Here is a 15,083-nt window from a genome sequence, read left to right on the forward strand (position 1 = left end):
CCTGCGTGAGGTGACAGATGCGACCTTCGACGCTCCTAGCGACGCTCGGTACAGCGAGATTGCAGAGGACCTGGCGGTTCTCGGCGAGGCTTTCGGGCTGGGTGAGGTTCGGGAGTGCCGCTTCCTGTCGGCCGGCTTGATGAACGGGAACTGGCGGCTGGATACGGCCAAGGGCTCGTTCGCGTTGAAGCGGATCATGGACGTGCCGTTGGCGGTGGCGCGTCGGAATCTTGCTGTGCTGTCGGCGCTGGCCGATGATGGCCTGCCGGTGGGCAGGGCACGGCTCTCCTCGGCCGGGGAAGCGGTGGTCGAGGTCGCTGGCCGCGGGTACTGCCTGATTCCGTGGATGGAGGGGAGCCACCTGCCGGGTACGGCGCTGTCGATCAGGCAGGCCGGTGACCTCGGTGTTCTGCTCGGTCGGATCCACCGGAGCTTGAACGGTGAGCGGCTGGCTGGCCTGCTGCCGCCAGGGCCGGAGCAGATGACCGTCTCGGTGACCACGTCCGTCGAGGCTCACCGGGAGGCAAACCGTTTCCTCGCCCTGATCGCGGGGCTGGTGAGCCGGACGGCGTTCGACGTCGAGGCGTCCGTAGCGTTGGCCGAGCGCAAGGCGCTGCTGGAGAAGTACGGGCACGAGCGCCCTGCCAGCGAGGTGGCGGTCGGCCCGGTGGGGTGGACGCACGGTGACGTGCAGCACCGGAACGTGCTGTGGCGGGACGGCGGGATCGCCGGGGTGATCGACTGGGACCGGATCCGGGTTAGGCCGTTCGGCGAGGAGGTCGCCCGCACCGCCACGGTGCAGTTCGGCGGTGAGGACGGCTTCCTCGACTTGGAGCGGACTTCCGCGTTCGTGGCCGGCTACCGGTCGATCGTGCCGATCCCGGTGCCGGCGCTGGCGGACGCGGTGGAGCGGCTGTGGTGGAAGCGGATGTCGGACTACTGGCAGCTGGTCTTCCACTACGACCGCGACGACCATTCCTGCGACCACCTGTTCCTGCCCGCCGAGCGCTTCCTGGCCTGGTGGACGGAGCGGCGTGCGGACGTGCAGGAGGCGTTCGCGGCTATGCCGTGAGCACGGTGCGGGACAGGACGGTGGCGAGGGCCTCGGCCACCTGTTCCATGTAGTCCGGAGCGGGGATCTGCGGCACCTTGAGGACGATCATCTGGCGCAGGGCCTTGTAGTAGTTCGGCAGTGCTTCCCCGCTCGGCGGCTGGTAGGGGCTGTCGGAGAGGTGGGGCCAGTAGCGGGCGGCCAGGTCGAGACGTTGCAGCAGCGGGGTCTGGGTCCAGTCCTCGTACTGGGAGCGGACGGGGATGCCAGCGGCCCGGCACTTCTCGTGGAGCGCCTTCGGGTCGGGCACGCGGACGTTGATCGTCAGCGGGGTGCCGTACCAGCCGCGGACGGAAAGTTCGCCGATCTCCGGCCAGGCGACGGGCCCGTCGTACTCCTCCAGGGTCTGGCGGAGGGTGGCCAGGTTCTGTTCGGCGGCGAGCATCCGGTCGGGCAGGGAGCGGAGTTGCTGGCGGGCGATGACGGCGGAGAGGGCGGGCATCCGGTACTTGTAGGCGGCCCCGGTGGCGGCGAGCGGCTTCAGTTCGGGGAGGGTGAGTTCGTCGGCCAGCCGCGCGGGGTGGTGGCCGAGGGTGAGGGCACGCTCGTAGACCTCCCGGTCGAAGGTGGTGAGAACGCCGCCTTCGCCGCCGGAGACGGACTTGGACTCCTGGAGACTGAAGCACCCGGCGGCGCCCCACGAGCCGACGGCCCTGCCCTGGTAGAGGGCTCCATGGGCGTGCGAGCAGTCCTCGACGATCGGCAGGTCGGTGGCCTCGGCGAGCTGGTCCATGCGGGCGGGGATGCCCCAGGTGTGGGTGGCGAGGACGGCGGAGCACTCGTCGGCGGCCTGGGCGACGGAGGTGGCGGCGATGTTGGGGCTGTCCGACTCGATGTCGCAGAAGACGGGGTAGCTGCCGGCCTGGAAGACCGCGGTGATGCCGGAGATCCAGGTCATCGGGGAGACGGCGACGCCGGCCTCGGGGTTGGCACCGACCGCGTGGAGCGCGGCGTGCAGGGAGGCGGTGCCGGAGTTGAACGACAGCGCGTGGCGGGTGCCGGTGAGGCGAGCGAAGGCGGCTTCGAGGGCATTGGTGGCCGGGCCGCGGTTGATCTCGGAGAGGTGCCCGTCGTCGAGGAGCTTGAGGGCGGCGTCCTTCTCGGTCTGCCCGTACTTGGGCTCGCGGGGAAACGGGAGGGTGACCTTGGGGTCGTTCATGGCGTCCTTCCAGTCGGGGGCGGGGCTGCCTACGGGCGGCGGCGTCCGGAGGAGTGCTGGTCTGGGGCGATGCGGGGGATGGCGGTGAGGTGGCCGTGGTCGAGGTCTTCGAGGTCGGCCTGGATCTGGGCGGCTCGGAGCCGGACCATGCCGTGGTCGTCGCAGGCGGCATGGAAGTGCAGGAGCGAGACCGCGATGCGCAGGCGGAACAGGACGAGCGACAGCAGGCTCTCGGCGGGGAACGGTCCGGCGAAGTAGCCGGCGAAGAGGGCCTCGGTCATCGGGGCCGGTTCGCGCAGGGACCAGCCGGCGAGTTCGGCCAGCGGGTCGCCGCCGCGGGCGCTCTCCAGGTCGACGACTCCGGTGATGCGGTGGCCATCGGTGAAGAGGTGGCGGCCGACCCAGTCTCCGTGGAGGAGCTTGGGTGCCGCTGCGGGGAGGCGGTCGGCTCCGGCTTCGAGGATCAGGCGGGCGCGGTTCAGCAGTCCGGGCAGGTCGAGGCCGACCAGGTTGGGGACGTGGCGGGCGGGTAGGGCGAGGAACCAGCCCTGGACGGTGGAGTGTTGGCCGATGCCGTGCCCATCGAGCTGGCCGAAGCTGCTGACCCCGACGGTGTGCAGGCGGCGAAGGACCTCGCCGGCCCGGACGGCGGCATCCACGTCCTGTGGCTGTGGCGGTTCTGCATCGATCGGGCGGCCCGGGCAGCGGGTTTCGACGCAGGCCTCTCTGCTGTACCAGAGGACGCGGGCGGCGGGGATGCCTGCTTCGCGCATCCGGGCCGAGGCCCAGGCGGCGGTCGGGTAGCGCGAGCGGCTGCCCGCACGGCGGGCCTTGACGACCAGTTCGTCGCCGTCGCGGGTGATGGCGGCGAAGGGGAGGCTGTCCGTTCCGGACCGCAGAGCTGTGAAGCGCGCGCCGGTGGCGTCGAAGCCCGCTTCGGCGAGCGCGTCGAGCAGCAGCGGGTGCGGGCGGTTGATCACGGCGTCAGGGGCGGACATCGGGCACCTCCGGCACCGGGACGGGGCGGCGGATGGTGGCGGACTGGAGGGCGGCGTCCAGCAGGGCGACGGATCCGAGGTTGCCGACCGCGGGGACGGGTGCGGTGCCGGGCTGGTGGAGGGCGTCCACCATGGCGGTGATGCAGCGCTGGTAGGCCGGCGGCCCGGCCTCGGCCGTCTTGTGCCTGATGGCGGGGTCGGGAGCCCAGCGGGCGGCGAAGCCGTGGGCCTCCACACGCCAGTCGCCGTTGGCGTCGGTCCGCAGGAGCGGGTCCACGATGTACCCACCCCGGTAGGTGAACAGGGAGCCGTCGGCGAACCGCACGGTGATCGTGGCGATCGAGCTGTGCGGTGCCAGGAAGCCGGTCGGCGTCTCGGAGCAGGTGACCTCGGTCGGCGGTGCGGTGATCAGGGCGCGGACCTGGTCGAAGGCGTGGACCGCGAGGTCGGTGGTGACGGGCAGGTGCTGGCTGCTGCGGAAGCCCGGGCCGGGGAGGGTGACCAGGGAGTCAGCGGCGACGACGAAGGGCGGCCGGCCACCGACGCGGACCGTGTCGCGGAAGGCGAGGAAGCCGGGGTCGGTGCCTCGGTTCTGCATGACGGCCAGCAGCAGGCCGCGCTCGCGGGCGAGGTGGACGAGGTCGAGGGCGTCGGGCAGGTTCAGGGCCAGGGGCTTCTCGGTCAGGACGTGGAGGCCGTGGGCAAGGGCTTCGCGGCTGACGCGGTAGTGGTGGTCGGGCGGGGTGAGGTTGACGACGATGTCGACCGGGGTCAGTGCGAGCGCCTCGTCGAGCGTCGTGGCGAACGCCGGGCTCAGCTCGTACCGGTCCGAGAGAACCCCTGCCGACTGCTGGTCGGGATCGACGAGGGCCGCGATCTCGATGCGGCCGTCCGCGAGCAAGGAGCGGACCCAGCGGCTGGCGATGGCGCCGCAGCCGATCAGCGCGGCCTTCACGATGCCTCCCGCAGCGGGTGCTCGCCGGCCTGGCGGCGGCGGAGGTGGTCGAGGGCGCGTTCGGCGAGCTCCTCGGGCGACCCGGTGGTGGTGTCGAGCCGGACCACGGCGGGGGCAAGCGGGTGGTCGAAGTAGGCGTTGAAGTGCTCGCTGAAGTGGCGGTCGTAGAAGATCGTCGGCATGCCCTTGCGCAGGCGGGCTCGGCGGGCGAGCACGTCCGGGTCGGCGGTGAGGACGACCGTCAGGTCGGGCATCGCCACGGCCCTGCTGATGACGGCGTGTTGGGCCTGGTCGTCGCAGTCGAAGCCGTTCATCCGGCCAACGGCGTGGGCGTGGGCGAGAAGGGTGTCCACGGTGCGGTCGAGGATCACGTCCTGGCCCTCGGCGAGGGCCTGTCGGGCTCGGGCGAGCCGGAGGTCCTCGACTCCGAGGAACTGGGCGATGTTGGCGAGTTGGTGCTCTGCGGTGAAGGGCTCTGGGGCCGGCAGCCGGGCGGGGTCCGGGCTGGCGTGGAAGTAACAGGGGATGACGGCGGGCTGGTTGAGGTGAGGGGCGAGCATGGCGGCCAACGTGGTCTTGCCGACGCAGCTCACGCCCTCGATGCCGAGGATCACGGTGTCTCCCTGTCCTTGGTGCGGCGGTTGCTCTTGGGGGCGAGCGCCGAATGCCTGGTGCCGGTGACGGCCCAGCGGCCGAGGGCGGTCAACGGGCCGATGCTCTTGAGCAGCAGTCCGGCCAGCGTCTCCGCGCTCTGTACGGCGGTCTCCCGTACGGTCAGCGGGCGGCCTTCGGCCCTGGCGAGCCGGCGGACCGGTGCGACGGTGGCCGCCCAGAGCGCGACCGTGGCCGCTGCCCGGGCCGGCGGGCGCGTGCGCGGGCCGAGCGCGAGGGCCAGGCAGGCGGCCATAGCGGGCGAGACCAGCAGCCAGGCCATGCCCCGGTAGGTGCCGATGGCGAGCGCCGCTGCGTGGTCGAAGTGGCTGCCGTGGCCCTGGGCGTGCCAGCGGGCGGCGCACTGCGGGTAGTCGAGGTAGCTCTGGAACCAGCGCTCGCTCTGGGACAGCAGCTCGGGCAGGTACTCCGCCGCCGGCACGGTGGTGGTGAAGGGGAGGCTGTCTACGGGGATGCCGTCCAGGGTGAGCCGGTAGCCGAAGGCGACGTCGTCGAGGACGGTGAAGGTGGGCAGCCCGCCGACCTGCCGGAAGGCGTCGGCGCGGACGAGCAGGCCATGGCCGACGGTCTGGGCGAGTCCCCTGGGCTTCCAGCGGCGGACGGAGTCGGTGTACCGGCGGAGGTTGGGAATCTCGCGGCGGAGGGTCCACAACGTCTGCGCTCGGGCGGCACCTCGACACAGGCGCCGCTCCCACCAGGTGCCGCTGGCACCCTGGGTGGCGAAGCGGGCGGACTGCTGGACGACGCGAGGCAGTTCGCCATGCTCAGCCCGGTAGCGGGCCAGGAACTCGGCGGTTCGTCGCAGCAGCTCCAGGCTGGGGCGGGAGTCCACGTCGTAGACGGCGACGTACTCCTCGGCGGAGTCGGCCGCGAGCTGTTCGACGGCGGCGTTCACCTGCGCCGCCTTCCGTCCGTCACCCTCGTAGTGGACGTGCCCTACCACCAGGTCCCGGAGGTTCGCGATCTCGCTCGCGATGACGTCCACCGTCGTGGGGAAGGCCGACAGGGTCTCGGCGGCCGCCGCCAGGGTGAGCACACGCTCGCCGGTCTTGGCCAGGGTTTCGGCGAGGGCGGTCAACTCCTCACCGGTCAGCTGTGGGAAGCGCTGCACCGTGAGGTCGACCGCCGTCGCCCCGGCGAGCCGGCCGACGAGGTGCGCGCGTTCGCGCTCCTCGCGCGCCGTGGACACCAGGGTCAGCGTCGAACCCGGGAAGTCGCGCACAAGCGGCACGAACCACGCGAGGGCGCCGACGATGTGCTGCTGCTCGCGGAGCACCGGGATGACGACATGCAGCAGCATCGGCTCCGCCGCCAAGGACGGAGTGGGCTGGTCGACCCGGGCCAGCGTCTGGCGGACCTGCCGCAGCCCGTTCACATTGCGCGCGGCCACGGCGGCGGCGACCCACCAGGACGGCCGCCGCCAGAACGGCTTCCGGCCGTTCATTCGGCGCCTCCCGAGCCTACGTAGTCGTGGAACAGCCGGTAGGTGTCCCGGAGCTGTCCGGCCGGGTAGCCGTCCTGCCAGGGCTTGTCGGGACCGGCGAAGTGCACCAGGGCGGCAGTCGCCTCGTCTTCCAGGAGCCGGGCGAGCGGGCTGTCGGCCTCGGCGTAGTGGACGAACCCGGGCTGGGCGGCCTGCGGCGACATGGCGAAGGTGTTCCAACGCCGCTCCAACCGGTGCCAGTTGTCGTCGACGGCCCAGTTCAGGGCGTCCTGGTCCCAGAACCGGACCTTGTCCGGGTGCTCGGACAGGAACTGCCGCGACCGGTCGAAGACGCCGAGCCGCCGGCAGCGGTCGAGGTCGATGAACATGACGCCGCTGTTGAAGTAGTCCCGGCCGTACGGGACGCCGAGCTTCTCCCAGCCCGGCAGCTGGATGCCCCGGCCGATGACCGGGTTCTGCGGGTCGCGCACCGCGCCGATCGGGCGCCCGTCGAGGGAGTGTCGCAGCAGCGGACGCAGGTCCCCGAGCACCAGGGTGTCGGCGTCCAGGTAGAGCACCCGGCGCTCGTCGGGGATGACCTCCGGGATGGCCAGGCGCACGTACACCGCGCCGCTCACCCAGTCGGAGACCGGGTAGCGCGGGTCGGTCATGGGCGCCGGCCGTAGCTCGGTCCGCAGGCCCGTGCGGTCGGCGTCCCGCAGGATCGCCTGCCGGTTGGCGCCGCTGATCTGTTGGTCGAGGACGATCAGGCGGAGCTCGTCGACGGCGCCCGGATGGGCGGCGGCGATCGAGTGCATCAGTGTCCGAAGCGGGCGGGCGTATCCGTCGTCGACCCCGCAGACGAGCGCGGGCAGCGGGTGGGAAGTGGTGTTCACTAGGCGCTCCTTCCGGTGGTGGTGGCGATGGCGGCCTGGCGGGGGAAGTGCTGCTCGGCCCAGTCGAGGGTCCGGCGCAGGCCGTCGCGCAGGTGGGTGGTGGGCTCCCAGCCGAGGTTGGCGCGGGCAGAGGCGATGTCGGGGCAGCGGCGCTTCGGGTCGTCGGCGGGCAGCGACACGAAGGTGATCGCGGACGAGGAGCCGGCCATCGCCCGGATCTCCTCGGCGAGCTGGAGCATGGTGATCTCGTGCGGGTTTCCCAGGTTCACCGGGTCGGCGTGCTCCGCCGCGGCAGCGGCGAGCAGGCCCTCGACGGTGTCGGCCACGAAGCACAGGGAGCGGGTCTGACTACCGTCGCCGGCCACAGTGATCGGCTCGCCCGTCAGTGCCTGCTGGATGAAGGCGGGCACCGCGCGGCCGTCGTCGGCGCGCATCCTGGGCCCGTAGGTGTTGAAGATCCGCACGATCCGGGTGCGGGTGTTGCCGGAGCGCTGGAAGCACGAGGTCAGGGCCTCGGCGTACCGCTTGGCCTCGTCGTACACACTGCGGGGCCCGACCGGGTTCACGTTGCCCCAGTACCGCTCCGGCTGCGGGTGCACGAGCGGGTCGCCGTACACCTCGGACGTCGACGCAAGTAGGAACCGAGCGTGCTTGGCCTCGGCCAGCTCCAAGACGTTGAGCGTGCCCATCGCCCCAACCTTCAGGGTGGCCAGCGGGTGGCGGGCGTAGTCGATCGGCGACGCGGGCGAGGCCAGGTGGAAGACGAAGTCCACCGGCCCGGCCACGGCGAACGGCCTGCTCACGTCGTCGGTCTGGAAGCTGAACCGCCCGGCCGAGCGCAGGCCCGACAGGTTGTCGAGGCGGCCGGTCAGCAGGTTGTCGACGCCGATCACCTCTGCCCCCAGGTCGAGCAGGCGCTCGCACAGGTGCGAGCCGATGAACCCGGCGGCCCCGGTGACGACGGCGGTGCAACGGGCGAAGGCGCTGGTCACTGCCGTGGCCGGCGGTAGTTCTTGCGGGTGAGACACGGTGCTTCTCCTCCAACTCGTGGGCGGATGGCGGGCTGAGCACGGAGCCGTGGCTCCTCAGGCGGTCGGCTCCCGATCCGGGACGGCGCGTGCCGGCGGCGCCGCGAACTGGTGATCGGCGCCGAGCTGGTGCTGGGCGACGGTCCCGAGCAGCACGAGCGTCGTGATGTGGCCGAGTCCCCACAGCAGGGTGAACGTGACTCCCAGCGGGTCGCGGTGCGCGCCTCGATGGCGGCCTCGCTGTGCGCTCGCGGCTCTGTCCATGGGCCCTTCCCTCCGCTCTCCTCGGACGACGGCCGGTCCAGCGTCACGGCAGGGCGGAGCGTCGCGGAACGTTTCCAGGGGGTTTCTCTCCGAGAGCGCCCCGGTCGCGATGGGTAGCAGTACGCTCACCAACAGGGCCTGAAAAGCCGGGGGTTGAGATGGTCGAAGGCACGCTGGCAGTCCACCCGCTCACCTACCTGCTGCAGTCGCGCGGGTGGGGAAAGAACCAGTTCGCGGGCATGATGCGCGACCGCGGCGCCGCTCTGAAGATCCACCTGGCGACCAACCGGACGTTGGTCTGGAAGTGGGAGCAGGGCCAGGAACCGGAGCCGGACGCCCAGTACGTTCTGGCCGATCTCCTGGGCGTCAATCCCCGTACTCTGGTTGCCAATCCGTGGCCGGGATGGCTTCCTGTCTGGGAGGTGACCGGCGTCACGGCGCCGTGGACGAAGGCCGGTACCGTGGACGTACTGGTGGAACTGGTCAGGAGTGGTCGTATGGATCGGCGGGGCTTTCTCACCATCACCGGGGCCGCCATGGCCACCGTCGCCGCGAGTTGGGCATCCGCATCGCCCGCTTTCGTCTCTGCCCTGAACGGCGACAAGGTGACCGACTCCATGGTCGACACCCTCGAAGCCCGCGTCGCCACCCTCCAGACCCTGGACGCCCAGATGGGCGGCGCCCGACTCATCGAGCAGGCCCGCGGCGACCTGGCGATCATCACCACCCTGCTCAAGCAGGGCCGCCACACCGAAGCCGTCGAAGCCCGCCTGTACGGGCTGGCCGCCCAGGTCAACTACATCGCCGGCTGGATGGCCTACGACAGCGGCCTGCGCTCAGCCGGTCAGCAGTACTACCTCGGTGCCCTGCGTGCCGCCAAGACCGTCGGTGACGACGCCCTCGGCGCCTTCCTGCTCGCCGAGATGGGCGTCCACCTCTCCGACGCCGGCAACCCCGCCGAGCGCGTCGCCCAGGTCGAGACCGCGCTCGCCAACACCCCCGCGACGATGCAGCCCGGCGTCCGCAGCTACCTCGAACTCCACCACGCCGAGAGCCTGTCCCGCGACGGCCAGCACCAGAAGGCCGGCTCCGCCCTCAACCGCGCCCACGACCTCTGGTCCAGGAACGGCGGCGATCAACTCCCCAGCTGGCTCTCCTGGTACGGCGACGCCCAGCTCAGCTCCACCGAGGGCAAGATCATGCTCCGCGCCGGCCAGGTCGAACGCGCCACCAGCGCCCTCGCCTCCTCCATCGACCACGCTGTCCCCCGCGACCAGGCCGTCCGCTCCGGCCGCCTCGCCACCGCCCGCCTCGCCGGCAAGGACCTCGACGGCGCCCTCGACGCCGCCAACCGCGGCCTCGGCCTCCTCGAAACCAAGGTTCACTCCGTCCGCGCCGTCAGCCGCCTCACCAAGTTCGACGGCTACCTCAAGCCGTACGCGGCCGAACCCGCCGTCGCCGAATTCCGCGAGCGCCTGCGCGCGCTGCCGGCCATGGCAGCCTGACCGTTGCCGACTCGGTGACGCTGGTGCCGCACTACTGGGCTGCCGCCAGGCTGCCCAGGTGCAGGCCGGCGGTCTTGGCGGCGCGCAGGGCGTCCCTGGCGCGGGCCGCCCCACTGCGGGTGACCGCCTCGCCCCCACGGACGGCAACCGTTCGCGCGCCAAGGCCCGCGCACGCCCGGCAGATGCCCGGCTGGGGCACCGGGTCGTGGCACTTGACGCACTCGGCGTACCGGGCCGCTGCGGGCCGTACGGCGGCCTGGACGGGCGGCATCTTGCGCTCCAGGCGGTAGCGGAGCACCGCGACCGCAGAGTGCATCGGGGCAGGAAGGCCCGGCAGCAGGGCCTGGGCGAGGTCAGCCTGGGTCGCGCCGCGCTCCAGCCACTGCCCGACCAGGGGTGCGAGTTCCTCGGCTTCGGCCTGGCCGAGCCGCAGGCGCGGCTCGGGGCGGATCACCCGGAACAACGTGGCGACCGCCTCGCGGACCCGCTCGTCCGGCACCACCTCGGACTGCTCGTCGGTCTCCGCTTGGTCTTCCTCCCGCCCTCCCGTCCTCTCCTGCGGCTCGGCGGCGAGGACGGGCTCGCCAGCCTGCTGGGCAGGGAGGGGGGTTTCTTTCACCAGGTCCTTTACAAGGGCGTCAGCACCGCCGGTGGTCGCTTCACCGGAGACCGGACGGGTGACACCCGGCTCCGCCAGCTGCGGGGTGTCGTAGACATGGGTCTCGGTGATGATCGTGCCGTCCGGCATGCGGATCTTCTCGACCCGGTAGAAGCCGGCGTCGGTCAACTCCTTCAGGGCCTTGCGGATCGCACCTCGGCCCTGGGGACTGGTGTCGGCCATGTGCCGGCCGTCCTCGCGCCAGCCGTCAGGGCGGGAGAGGAGGTCCGCGAGTAGGCCGCGAGCGGTGTAGGACAGCCGCCGATACTGCAGGACAGCGTTGGGCAGCACGGTGAAGTTGCGCACGTGGGCGCTACGATGGACACGCATCGGGAGTGGAAGCTCCTGTTGCCGGACCCCGGAGCGTTGGCGCGCTGCCGGGGTCGCCTATTTTCGATTGGACTACGGAACGTAGCACACGTACGGCCGGAAGAGCGAAGGATCGCGAGCGATCACGATCACACTCTGCGACCAATGGCAGCAGGGAAGTTGACTCCCCGAAACTCCCTTCTCTGGTGGGGGAGGCACGCCAGCCGCCGGTCAGCTTCGCGGCTGCCTGGTGGTTACCTGGTCCTTCTCGGGATGCCCCGCGCGTCGGCAGCGGGTCAGTTTCGACCGGTGAGCGACGTACCAGCTTCACGGGTGAGGAGGTGCTCGGCGAGAGCCTGTGCCTCGGGCACCAGGCCGTCGAGGACCTCGCGGGTGAAAGCGCTGTCGGGCCGGAGGGCGAGGTTGCGGATGGTGGCCCAGTGGTCGGCGATCAGGTGGAGTGCCTGCTGGGAGTGCTGGACGGCTTCCTGGCGCTGGGTGTGGAAGTGGTCGGCCCGCTGGGCGGCCTCGGGCCAGTCGATGACGCCGTCGTCGACCAGCTGGGCGAAGGCCGGCTGGGTGTCGCCGTCGGCGGCGCGGAGGGCGTCGGCCTGCTCGACCCGCGCGCGCAGCCGTTCCTCCTCCTGGCGGCGCTCGAGTTCGGTGAGCGCCGCGGGCAGGTCGAGGTCGCCCTCGGTGACGCGTGTGGCGAGGTCGGGGGCCTGGTCGCGGAGAAGGTCGTACTGGGCCTGCTTGGCCTTGGCGTCGGCCTTGTTCTTGCGGGCCTGCTCGTAGGCGGCGTCCAGGCCCATCGCCCCGGTGATCACCGGGCGGACGAGGCTTGGGGCGTACTTGATCACCGTGGCGGCGAGGGATATACGGGCGGGGCTGATGCCGTAGGTGGCGGCGTCGGCTCGCGCGGAAGATTTCGAAACTGAACGCTCCATGGCGATGATCATGGCGCGCTGGCCCTGGGTGAGGTTGCGGCGTCGGGCGTTGAGCGACCAGGCCGCGTCGCCGGCGGGGGCATCGCCCTTGTAGGTGGTGAAGCGGGGGGCGACGCCGGCGAGGTTGCAGGCGGCGAGGCGGTTGCGGCCGTCCAGCAGGACGCCGTCGGCGTCGAGCAGGATCGGCTCGTACTGGCCGTCCTCCTTGATGCCCTGGGCGAGGTCGAGCAGTTCGTCCTCGCTCATGGTCGGGAACGTGGCGGTGAGGGGGTGGACCTTCACATGACTCCTTGAAGGGGTAGAGGTGCGGGTTGGCCGGTGCGGCGACAGTCAAGGGCCCGGCATGAGCCGGGCGGTTACCGCCTGGGGCGTCCCGTACCAGGGGCGGGCGGCGCCGACGGCCCGGGCGGCTGCACGGTCACCGTCACCGCAGGAGCGGTGGGGCGGCCGGTGGTGCTCCTGGAGCGGGCCGCGGCGGTGCGCAGTTCCTCCTGGGTCACGGTCGGCGCGGGTGCGGGAAGGCGTGCGTCGCGGCGGATGCGCCAGGTGAGGACCGCGGCGGGTAAGTCGGCGGTGGCGAGTTCGCGCCGTCCGGCGGCCTGGGTGAGCAGGGTGGTGGGGTCGTGGCCTGCTGCTTCGGCTTCGGCGAGGGTGGCAGCGAGCGCGGCCCAGCCGTCCTCGGTGAGCAGGCGGGCGGCCTGGTCGGCGGGCAGGACGCGGCGGAGGGCCGCTTCCTGCCGGTCCCGAACGGCACCGGGCAAGTGCCGGCCTTCGAGGTCGAGGTGGGCGAGCGGCTTGGCGGCGTGCCGGGAGTAGGCAGCGCGCAGGTGTCCCGCCGCCGTGCGGGCAGCTTCGGCCTGGTGCCGGTGCCCTTGGGCGGCGTGCCACTTGGCGATCACGATCGCGAGCAGCACGAGGCTGGTCAGGATCGTGGCGGCGGCCGTGCCGTCCTCGCCGCGGCTGGTGGTGGGTCCGGCGTAGAGGAGTTCGCGGGCGGCGGAGCGCATCGCGCGCAGGTCGGCGCCGGCGGCGCGGGTGTGAGCGATGCGGGTGTACTCCAGGGCCCGTGCGGCCTGGTGGATCTCCTTCCTGCTGAGGGTCGGGCTGGTGGTGGCGAGCGCGTCGAGGACTTCGAGGCCGCCGCGGATCACCGCCTCCGCGCGGGCGGCGTCCTGGTCGTCGTCGAACGCCGGGTAGGCGCGTTCGACGGTGGTGCTGGCGCGGTGGCGGCCGGCGGCGGGCCGATCGCGTGGATCGGGTGTGGGGTGGGCAGGCCGGTCGATGCCGAGGCAGAAGCGCGCTTGGATCTGGGGCTGGGTGAGGTCGGCGGCGAGCTTGCTGCCGGAGAACCAGACCGGGCCGCCCTCGTCGCCGTTGGAGAGCGCGAACTTGTAGCCGGTCACGTCGCCGGACGGCGCGCGGCGCACCCCGAGGAGCACACCCTTCGCGGCGAGCCGGGCGGTGAACTCGTCCTCGTCCGCGGCCCCGGCCAGGGCCTGGCGGACGGCGGCACGCAGGCGGTCGCGGTCGGTGCCTTCCCGGCCGAGGCGCTGGGCCTTGCGCAGTTCGGAGCCCTTGGCGCGCCTGGGGATCGCATCCCGGTACTCGCGGGTGCGGGTGTCGGAAAGGTCGGCGAGCTTGTACTCGCGCTCGATCCTGGTGAGTTCGGCCTCGACGCGGTACTGGTCACCGCGCAGGCGGGCCTGCTTGAGGTCGGCCCGCACGACGGTGGCGAGGATGTGGACGTGGTCGTCGGCGTGGCGCACGGCGACCCAGCGGCAGGCGTCCTCGTCGCCGTCCGGGGCGATGCCGGCGGCGGACATCACCCGGCGGGCGATGGCCGCCCAGTCGTCGTCTCCGAGGATGCGGTCGCCGGGGTCGGCGCGGATCATGCGGTGGTAGACGTGGTTGTTGATCTTCCTTCCGTACTGGACGACGTGGAGGTCGAGGGCGTCCCGGAGCTGTTCGAGGGTGGCTGCCGGGTCGCGGCCGGGGTCAGGGACGAAGCCGTCCCAGGAGGCGACGATGTGGGGGTCGGTGTGCTCGTTCGCCTTGCCGGGCCCGAACAGGTAGCGGAGCGCGCCGAGGGTGTTGTTGCCGTGGACGGCCTTGCTGATCAACCGTGCTTCGCCTTCGCCAGCCGCATCGCGGCGGAGTCGGCTGCGGCAATGGCCCGTAGCCCCGCCTCGAAGGCGTCGCGGACGGCGGTGGCGGCGTCCTGAACCGCGGCAGGTTGCACGCTGGCGCCCGAGTGGTAGATGTGGGTGAGCTGGTTGAGGTTGTTCATCGCGCCGGCCTGCTGGCGGCGGGTCGCCCTGAGTTCGTCGACGGCCGCGTCCAGGCTCGCGTCCCGTCCGCCGAGGCCGGCGCCGTCTTCGGAGAAGGCCTTGCGGAACAGGTAGTGCGCGACGGTCAGTCCTGCGGCCTTCGCCCGGTTCTCGATCTCGGTCTTCGCTGCGGGGCTGACGCGGAACGAGAGCTTGGTGTGCTTCGGGTTCTCGTCGTCACGGCGGCGGCGCTTGGGCTTGCGGCGCGCGTCGGCACGATCAGCAGGGTGGACGGCGGCAGCGCCGGCGGCGGTGGGTTTCTCCTGGAGTGCCGCGCCCTCGCGGTACTCCTGCGGTGTTGCCGGGCGCGCCCTCGCGCTCGGCAACACCGCCTCGCCCCCGCCCTCCTGGGCGGGGGCGTTCGCATCCGGGCCCCGATCAGGGGTCCGGATGCACTCGCTTGCTCCGCCGTTGGCGTGGGGGTGGTCAACTCCGTTGGGGCTGTTAGAGGTTATGGCACCAGCCGGGTACTGGCACGCTGCGGGTCGGATGTCGGTCAGAGGATGCTCCTCAGGTACGGGTTTGCGAGCGCGGAGGCAGTGTCCGCGCGGCGTCCGGCTTGGCGGTGCCGGACATCGCTGGTACGGGTCGGCGGTCGCGCGGCGTCGGGAACCACGCGGTCGACGGGACGAGAGCTGCCGGTCCCGCCAGGGTCAGTCATCGACCGCAGGCGGGACCGGTGAGCGGAGGACTTCTGCGCATCGGCAGAAGTCGGGGCGGGGCGCCCGCCCCGGGGGGGGGGGGGCCGCCGGCGGGGGGGGGGGGGGGCGGGGGGGGGCGGGGCGGGGGCGGGCGGGGGCCCGGGGGGGGGGGGTGGAGAAGGTCGCTGTG

General features: G+C 72.1%; 14 protein-coding genes. 2 read left to right on the plus strand and 12 right to left on the minus strand.

The annotated features are described in order from the left end of the window. The first annotated feature begins 10 nt into the window (after positions 1-10). Entirely contained in the window at positions 11-1,072 is a 1,062-nt protein-coding gene (locus ACFY4B_RS40415; RefSeq protein WP_387976436.1) for a phosphotransferase, read from the plus strand. Here the strand turns inward: ACFY4B_RS40415 and ACFY4B_RS40420 are convergent. The 8 genes from ACFY4B_RS40420 to ACFY4B_RS40455 all read right to left on the minus strand — a co-directional run bounded on the left by ACFY4B_RS40420 (position 1,062) and on the right by ACFY4B_RS40455 (position 8,506). Continuing rightward, positions 1,062-2,270, minus strand: coding sequence for a DegT/DnrJ/EryC1/StrS family aminotransferase (locus ACFY4B_RS40420; protein ID WP_387976439.1), 1,209 nt, complete (start codon positions 2,268-2,270; stop codon positions 1,062-1,064). The two genes, ACFY4B_RS40415 and ACFY4B_RS40420, sit on opposite strands and share 11 nt — an antisense overlap. A gap of 29 nt (positions 2,271-2,299) precedes the next feature. Next, positions 2,300-3,268: a phosphotransferase family protein gene (locus ACFY4B_RS40425; protein WP_387976442.1), complete on the minus strand. Its 969-nt coding sequence runs from the start codon at positions 3,266-3,268 to the stop codon at positions 2,300-2,302. Then, positions 3,255-4,223 (minus strand): Gfo/Idh/MocA family protein, encoded by a 969-nt coding sequence (locus ACFY4B_RS40430; protein ID WP_387976445.1) that lies wholly within the window; start codon positions 4,221-4,223, stop codon positions 3,255-3,257. The genes ACFY4B_RS40425 and ACFY4B_RS40430 overlap by 14 nt, the downstream gene beginning before the upstream one ends. Continuing rightward, positions 4,220-4,837 carry an AAA family ATPase gene (locus ACFY4B_RS40435; protein ID WP_387976448.1) on the minus strand — a complete coding sequence of 206 codons (618 nt, stop codon included), beginning with the start codon at positions 4,835-4,837 and terminating at the stop codon, positions 4,220-4,222. Before ACFY4B_RS40435 ends, ACFY4B_RS40430 begins: the two co-directional genes overlap by 4 nt. Next, complete coding sequence (locus ACFY4B_RS40440) at positions 4,834-6,339, minus strand: glycosyltransferase family 2 protein (protein ID WP_387976450.1); 1,506 nt, start codon at positions 6,337-6,339, stop codon at positions 4,834-4,836. The genes ACFY4B_RS40435 and ACFY4B_RS40440 overlap by 4 nt, the downstream gene beginning before the upstream one ends. Beyond that, a complete protein-coding gene (locus ACFY4B_RS40445) occupies positions 6,336-7,214 on the minus strand; it encodes a glycosyltransferase family 8 protein (protein ID WP_387976453.1) in 879 nt (292 codons plus the stop codon). Before ACFY4B_RS40445 ends, ACFY4B_RS40440 begins: the two co-directional genes overlap by 4 nt. Continuing rightward, complete coding sequence (locus tag ACFY4B_RS40450) at positions 7,214-8,206, minus strand: UDP-glucuronic acid decarboxylase family protein (protein ID WP_387976500.1); 993 nt, start codon at positions 8,204-8,206, stop codon at positions 7,214-7,216. Before ACFY4B_RS40450 ends, ACFY4B_RS40445 begins: the two co-directional genes overlap by 1 nt. 93 nt (positions 8,207-8,299) lie before the next feature. Next, complete coding sequence (locus tag ACFY4B_RS40455; protein WP_387976455.1) at positions 8,300-8,506, minus strand: hypothetical protein; 207 nt, start codon at positions 8,504-8,506, stop codon at positions 8,300-8,302. 158 nt (positions 8,507-8,664) lie between these two features. On the opposite strand from ACFY4B_RS40455, the gene ACFY4B_RS40460 reads away from it, so the two are divergent. After that, the gene (locus ACFY4B_RS40460) at positions 8,665-10,011 is read left to right on the plus strand and encodes a transcriptional regulator (RefSeq protein WP_387976458.1); all 1,347 of its coding nucleotides are present in this window, start codon (positions 8,665-8,667) and stop codon (positions 10,009-10,011) included. 31 nt (positions 10,012-10,042) lie between these two features. Here the strand turns inward: ACFY4B_RS40460 and ACFY4B_RS40465 are convergent, their stop codons facing one another. The 4 genes from ACFY4B_RS40465 to ACFY4B_RS40480 form a co-directional block, all read right to left on the minus strand. Next, a complete protein-coding gene (locus ACFY4B_RS40465) occupies positions 10,043-10,999 on the minus strand; it encodes a hypothetical protein (protein WP_387976461.1) in 957 nt (318 codons plus the stop codon). Between the two features lie 275 nt (positions 11,000-11,274). Further along, the gene (locus ACFY4B_RS40470) at positions 11,275-12,207 is read right to left on the minus strand and encodes a ParB N-terminal domain-containing protein (protein WP_387976464.1); all 933 of its coding nucleotides are present in this window, start codon (positions 12,205-12,207) and stop codon (positions 11,275-11,277) included. A gap of 74 nt (positions 12,208-12,281) precedes the next feature. Next, positions 12,282-14,045: a relaxase/mobilization nuclease domain-containing protein gene (locus ACFY4B_RS40475; protein ID WP_387976467.1), complete on the minus strand. Its 1,764-nt coding sequence runs from the start codon at positions 14,043-14,045 to the stop codon at positions 12,282-12,284. Then, positions 14,042-14,578, minus strand: coding sequence for a plasmid mobilization protein (locus tag ACFY4B_RS40480; protein ID WP_387976470.1), 537 nt, complete (start codon positions 14,576-14,578; stop codon positions 14,042-14,044). Before ACFY4B_RS40480 ends, ACFY4B_RS40475 begins: the two co-directional genes overlap by 4 nt. Positions 14,579-15,083: the final 505 nt, after the last annotated feature.

Origin of the sequence: Kitasatospora sp. NPDC001261, assembly GCF_042896795.1 — a bacterium.
Lineage (GTDB): Bacteria > Actinomycetota > Actinomycetes > Streptomycetales > Streptomycetaceae > Kitasatospora.